A 5591-nucleotide genomic window follows, 5' to 3' on the forward strand; every position below is an offset into this window, starting at 1 on the left:
AGCGTGGTGTCTCATGTGTATCGGCGGTTATTCAACCTGTAGTCTAGTTATTGTACTCTACAATGAACACAATGCAAGAAAGTTCAAGAAAACACTTAACAAAAGTTGATAATTAATTAAAGCCGTCCTAGAAGGACGGGGCTTTATACCCAATTTCTTGGTAACAAGTTTATACCGAGTTGAATTCAAATTAGTTTCAATCGTTTTCTCCGGCGTGGTAGGAACTGCGGACGAGAGGCCCCGATCGCACGCGCTCAAACCCCATCTCCCGCGCGATCGACCCAAAACGGTCAAATTCGGCTGGCGTCCAGTATTTACGCACTGGGAGGTGCTCTAGAGATGGTCTCATGTATTGACCGAGGGTGAGCCGATCGCACTTGGCGTCCCGCAAATCAATCATCGCTTCGACTATCTCGGCTTCGGTTTCCCCGTGCCCCAACATCAAACCGGATTTGGTGGGAATAGTTGGGTCATATTGCTTGACAATACGCAGAACGTCGATCGAGCGATCGTACTTGGCCCCCCTCCGCACCGGCCCTTGCAACCGCCGCACCGTCTCAATATTGTGGTTGTAACAAGCCGGTTTAGCCTCCACCACCGTGCGAATCCGCTGTCGCTGCAACTCATCGAGACCGCAATTCTCCCCCTCGGCGGGCACGGGGAGGGCGGGCACGGGGGCACCGCCCCTACCTGTTCCCCCCCAAAAATCCGGCGTCAGTACCTCAACTTCAGTATGCGGGTTCAGAAGGCGGATTTGGGCGATCGTCCTGGCAAACCAACCCGCACCCCCATCCGGCAAATCATCCCTCGCCACCGAAGTCAGCACCGCATAGCGCAAACCCAACAACTGCACAGCCTCGGCCACCTTTTGCGGTTCCTCCGGGTCTAGGGGCATCGGAGAATGACCTTTATCTACTTGACAAAAAGCACAAGCGCGGGTGCAAATGGGCCCCATCAACAAAAAAGTCGCCGTTTTTTGGGCGTAGCACTCGCCCCGGTTGGGGCATCTCCCCTCCTCACAAATCGTGTGAATTTGCCGCTGTTTGATAATTTTTTGCACTTGGGAAATTTCGCTAGCTTTGCCAACGGGCCTACGCAACCACTCCGGCATCGCCTCGATTTCACCCCGCATTTGAGCGGCAACTGCTTTGACAGTAGGAGTTTTAGGAGTTTGGGGCGACATAAAATTAAGTGGTGATTGAGTTAATTCCTTCGATCGTATCCGAAATCAAAGCCCCTGAACTTGTAGGAGTATCACCCGAAATCCGAATCGCGCCGAAATGCAACAAAACTAAACTCGCCCAGAATTATGGGTAGAATTCTGTTAGGGATATACTGAAGGTTGCAAATCATCACTCATTCATTACTGAAGGAGTCAGTCGTGGCTGGTCAAAAAATCTTGGTAATCGATGACAGTAAAGTCATCCGCGTCCGAGTCCGAGAGATGTTGCCGCAGGGTAACTTTGAAGTTCTAGAAGCAAAAGACGGCGAAGAGGGACTCAAACTGATCCGTCAAGCCCGGCCCAATCTAATTATGTTAGATTTCCTACTGCCCAAAGTCAGCGGTTGGGAAGTGTATCAAAAAGTGCAAGCCCATCCTGAGCTTTCTAAGATACCTTTGGTGATCATGTCGGGCCGCGAAGAAGAGGTGATGGAAAAAATTCCGAAACCCTTTGAGAAGCATTTTTTTGCATTCATCGCCAAACCGTTTGAAAAGAAGCAGCTAACCGAGGCGATCAAATCGGCCATGGTACTGGCCAAAAAGAAACCAGTGCCGGAAGCCCCAGCAGCCCCCGCTGCAGCCACTTCTGGAGCGGGCGCCGCCGAAATTCAGGCGATGACTGTGAAAATGGCGAAAATGCAAGCGGAAATTGATGCACTCAAAAAACAAATGACTCAGGTGATTACGATCATCAAGCAGAAATTGAAATAATTCTGCTGTTTTTTGAAGGCACTTATGTAGAAGGAAACTTCCACACCGTGAAACTTTCAGTTGAGTCTCAAAGGCTGCGATTTTATCCGCATTTTTTTGCCAAATTGTTTGAGCGAGTGCGATCGCAAATAGCCTGCAACTGGTTTCTCAAAATCCCAGTGAGAAAATCAATTAAAAGTTAAAAATAAAATAAGGGAGGAAATTAATTATTAAATTATATTAGGATTTTTAATTCCCGCTCGTTCCACACTCAATTATCAACTCCTCAGTCTCATTTTTTTGGTTAATGACTAACGACTATTCCGATTTTTTGCCTCAACTGCGTGCCTCAACAGAGCAATTATTGAAAAGATTAGACTGCTTCGATCGAGCGCAGGTATTAGCGATCGGAGATTTGACCTTGGACGAGTTTCTTACCGGACAAGTAGAGCGAATTTCCCGCGAAGCACCTGTGTTGATTTTGCGCTACGAAAATACTCAGCAAGTACCCGGAGGTGGCGCAAATGCTGTCTATAATTTAGCCAAACTGGGAGGCAAAGTAAAAGTTGCTGGTTTGGTGGGAAAAGACGACCAGGGAAAGGCTTTGTGCGGTATTTTTGAGGCGGCGGGAATTGATACGGGTGGGATTTTAATCGATTCGCAGCGTCCAACTGTCACCAAAACTCGAATCTCCGGGCACGCGCGGCAGTCGGTGACTCAGCAAATTGTTCGAGTCGATCGCAAATCGGACGAGTTGCCGGATTTAGATTTGCAGTTGCAACTGGCAGACTACATCCGGCAGCAAATACCGACAGTAGATGCCGTGGTTTGTTCCGACTACGGCGACGGAGTTTGGACGAATTTGGCGATCGAATCGGCAGTGGTTCCCGGCAAAACAATTGTAGACGCTCAAATAAATTTGCAGCGATATTCTGGAGCAATGCTGTTTACTCCGAACTTGCCAGAAGCCGAGCAAGCCGTCGGATATGCTATCAAAAACCCTCAAACTTTAATGCAAGCAGGACGCGATTTATTGAACTTAACTCAAGCTCAAAAAATCCTGATTACTCGCGGTGAAGAAGGGATGAGTTTGTTTGAAAGGGCGAACGGCGAAGAAATCAAAAATTCACCCCCTCCAACATCCATTTGTGAAAAGGGGGAATTTGCCATTCAAAGTTGGGACATTCCCCCTTTTAACAAGACTGATGTATTCGACGTAACCGGTGCTGGAGATACAGTTGTAGCAGCAATGACTTTAGCTTTGTGCGTCGGTGCATCCGGTTGGGAAGCGGCAGTTTTGGGCAATTTGGCTGCTAGTATTGTCGTCCGTCAATTCGGTACAGCAACGACGACTGCAGACGAAATGAAAGAAGCTTTGAAAACGATGATCGATCACTAATCAGTTGTAATGGGTGATTGATTATTACTTGTTCCCAGGCTCTTCCTGGTAACGCAGATCCGGAGGCTCAGCCTCCAATTTACTTGTTCCCAGGCTCTTCCTGGTAACGCAGATCCGGAGGCTCAGCCTCCAATTTTCCCATCGCTTTTCGAGGCTGAGCCTCTAGATATCGGTTCCCAGGCAGAGCATGGGAACCAGCGATTAAAGGCCGGGGCGGGTTTACAGATTTTCCCGTTTCTATTCAATATCTTGGCGAACCCGCCCCTACAGGAATCATGGTTAATTGACCGGACATGATATTACTACTGACTAATGACTAATCACTAACGACTACTTACTTTTTTTCAAAATTTGCCCCTTGTCATCAATTATCAAACCGCTATTGGGAAAATCGCTCTTTGTCAAACGGTTAATCAAACCCACAGTCCTAAATTTGTTATCAACAGCCGGAACACCTCGCCCGTCAAGTTGGACGGGGATAATCTTACCAGAAACAAAATCCCCTTTCGGAGTCATTTTCACATCCAAAATTAGAGATTGACCGAGTGTTCCTGCTGTGGACAAAGTGCGATAACCCAAAAAATTTCCCAGGGAATAAGCAATCAATTTCCCTTTATAAAGTTCCATCGCTCGCGGGACGTGCGGGCCATGTCCCAAAATCAAATCGGCTCCCGCATCAATCATCGTCCGCGAAAACAAAACCATATTTCCCCGGTTTTCTCCGTAAAAGAACTCAGTTTTATTTCTCACATTCAGAGCTCCCGTTCCTTCCGCTCCAGCATGAACTGATATCACTACAATATCAGCGTTTTGCTTGGCTTTTTTGACAACTTCTGCTCCCGCTTTGAGTTCCAGCAAGGAATTGTGAACGTCGCCGTAGTTGCTGAAACCGATAAAGGCAAAATTCACGCCCTTGACATTTTTATAAACAATTTGATCTCTTTTGCCAACAGCCTTCATGCCGTTGCTGTCGATGTTTTTAATCGTGTCATTAAATCCTTTCTCGTGAAAATCGTAAGAGTGATTGTTGGCAATATTCAAAATATCAAAACCAACATCTTTGAAAATTTTGGCATAACTCGGAGGCGTCCGAAAGGCAAACAGCATTCGTCCGCCGCCTGCTTTGGAACTGTAAGGATGATCGGTCATCGTGCTTTCAAAATTGCCAAACAGAATATCAGCTCCTTTGAGGTACGGTTTTACCGACTCTAATAACATCTCTTTTTTTGCCGGCAGTTTGTTGTAGGGATAATTTGTGCCGGGGATCATGTCACCAACTGCTTTGATGCTGACTGTGGCGGGCACAATGGCAGGTTTTGTGGCGGCAGGGGAGGGCGGTTTTGGAGCTGGAAGGGGTTTGGCTGCGGGTGTCGAGCTCACTTCTTGTACCGCAGGCTTTGACGTTAGAGGGTTATTAGTAGCGGTGGGTGAGGATTTGTAAAGTTGAGAAGCCAGCACAAAGCCGGATATCGGTACGAGAATTAGACTCAGAGCACCGACTGACAGCCCAGATTTTTTAGTTTTAGTGCCTGCTAATTCTGGCTGGGGTGATGGCTTTTGCTGCCTTTGGTTTGGGGGTTTTGGAGTTGGGATTTTAGAGGGTTGGGGCGGAGATTTTTCTGGTATTTGAGTGGGCGCCGTTGTGACATTTTGAGTTTTTTCTAGCTTGGGCAAAGTCACAGGAATGGGAGAAGCTGCTACACTAGCGGCTACTGCTGCACTCGCAGCTACTGCGGCATTCACGGCAACTAACGGACTCACGGGTGCGGCAGTCAAGCGTTTTTTTAATTCTACCGTCTGAGTCCAAGCGGGCAATTGCTGGCCGTCGCGCCGCCCGTAAACTGTCACTGAGTAAAGGTTATTTGGTTGCAGCCGCTGCAACCCTTTGACTGCGACTCGGAGACAGGCTTCTTCTGCGGGCAAATGTTCTGCTTCCAGCAGCAGGTGCAGGGTGTCGTTTTCCCGGCTGGCTTTAGCCGTGACGCCGAAGCTTTGGAGTGCTTGGCCGATCAGAAATGCGATCGCCCTGGCATCGCCTTCTTTTGCTAAATTTAAAATATCTTGTTGGCTCACAAACGCCTCTACTCTCACACTAGAAATTTAGCTCGATCTTATATCAAATTTGGCTGCACAGCATTAAATACCGATTGATTTAACTTAAGTAAGGAATGAGAATTAAATAACTTCCACTCTTGAAAGTGGGATGGGCGTCCCGCCCGGCCAAAAAGGACGGGCGGGACGCCCATCCCACAAAAACAATTAAAATTGTAAGTTATTTAA

The 5591-nt window shown here is 47.7% G+C and carries 4 protein-coding genes; 2 read left to right on the forward strand and 2 right to left on the reverse strand.

What is annotated here, in order from left to right:
* Positions 1-196: 196 nt before the first annotated feature.
* A complete protein-coding gene (locus QT984_RS29430) occupies positions 197-1183 on the reverse strand; it encodes a lipoyl synthase (protein ID WP_333058396.1) in 987 nt (328 codons plus the stop codon).
* A 198-nt stretch (positions 1184-1381) separates the two neighbouring features.
* Here QT984_RS29430 and QT984_RS29435 point away from each other — a divergent pair, with 198 nt between their 5' ends.
* Both QT984_RS29435 and QT984_RS29440 read left to right on the forward strand, forming a co-directional pair.
* Positions 1382-1933: a response regulator gene (locus QT984_RS29435; protein ID WP_333058397.1), complete on the forward strand. Its 552-nt coding sequence runs from the start codon at positions 1382-1384 to the stop codon at positions 1931-1933.
* A gap of 286 nt (positions 1934-2219) precedes the next feature.
* Positions 2220-3311, forward strand: a complete 1092-nt coding sequence (locus tag QT984_RS29440) for a PfkB family carbohydrate kinase (protein WP_333058398.1) — start codon at positions 2220-2222, stop codon at positions 3309-3311.
* A gap of 330 nt (positions 3312-3641) precedes the next feature.
* On the opposite strand, the gene QT984_RS29445 is transcribed toward QT984_RS29440, so the two are convergent.
* Complete coding sequence (locus tag QT984_RS29445; RefSeq protein WP_333058400.1) at positions 3642-5384, reverse strand: CapA family protein; 1743 nt, start codon at positions 5382-5384, stop codon at positions 3642-3644.
* Between the last annotated feature and the right edge of the window lie 207 nt (positions 5385-5591).

Origin of the sequence: Microcoleus sp. Z1_B2 (assembly GCF_036700325.1) — a bacterium.
Taxonomy (GTDB): Bacteria; Cyanobacteriota; Cyanobacteriia; order Cyanobacteriales; family Microcoleaceae; genus Microcoleus.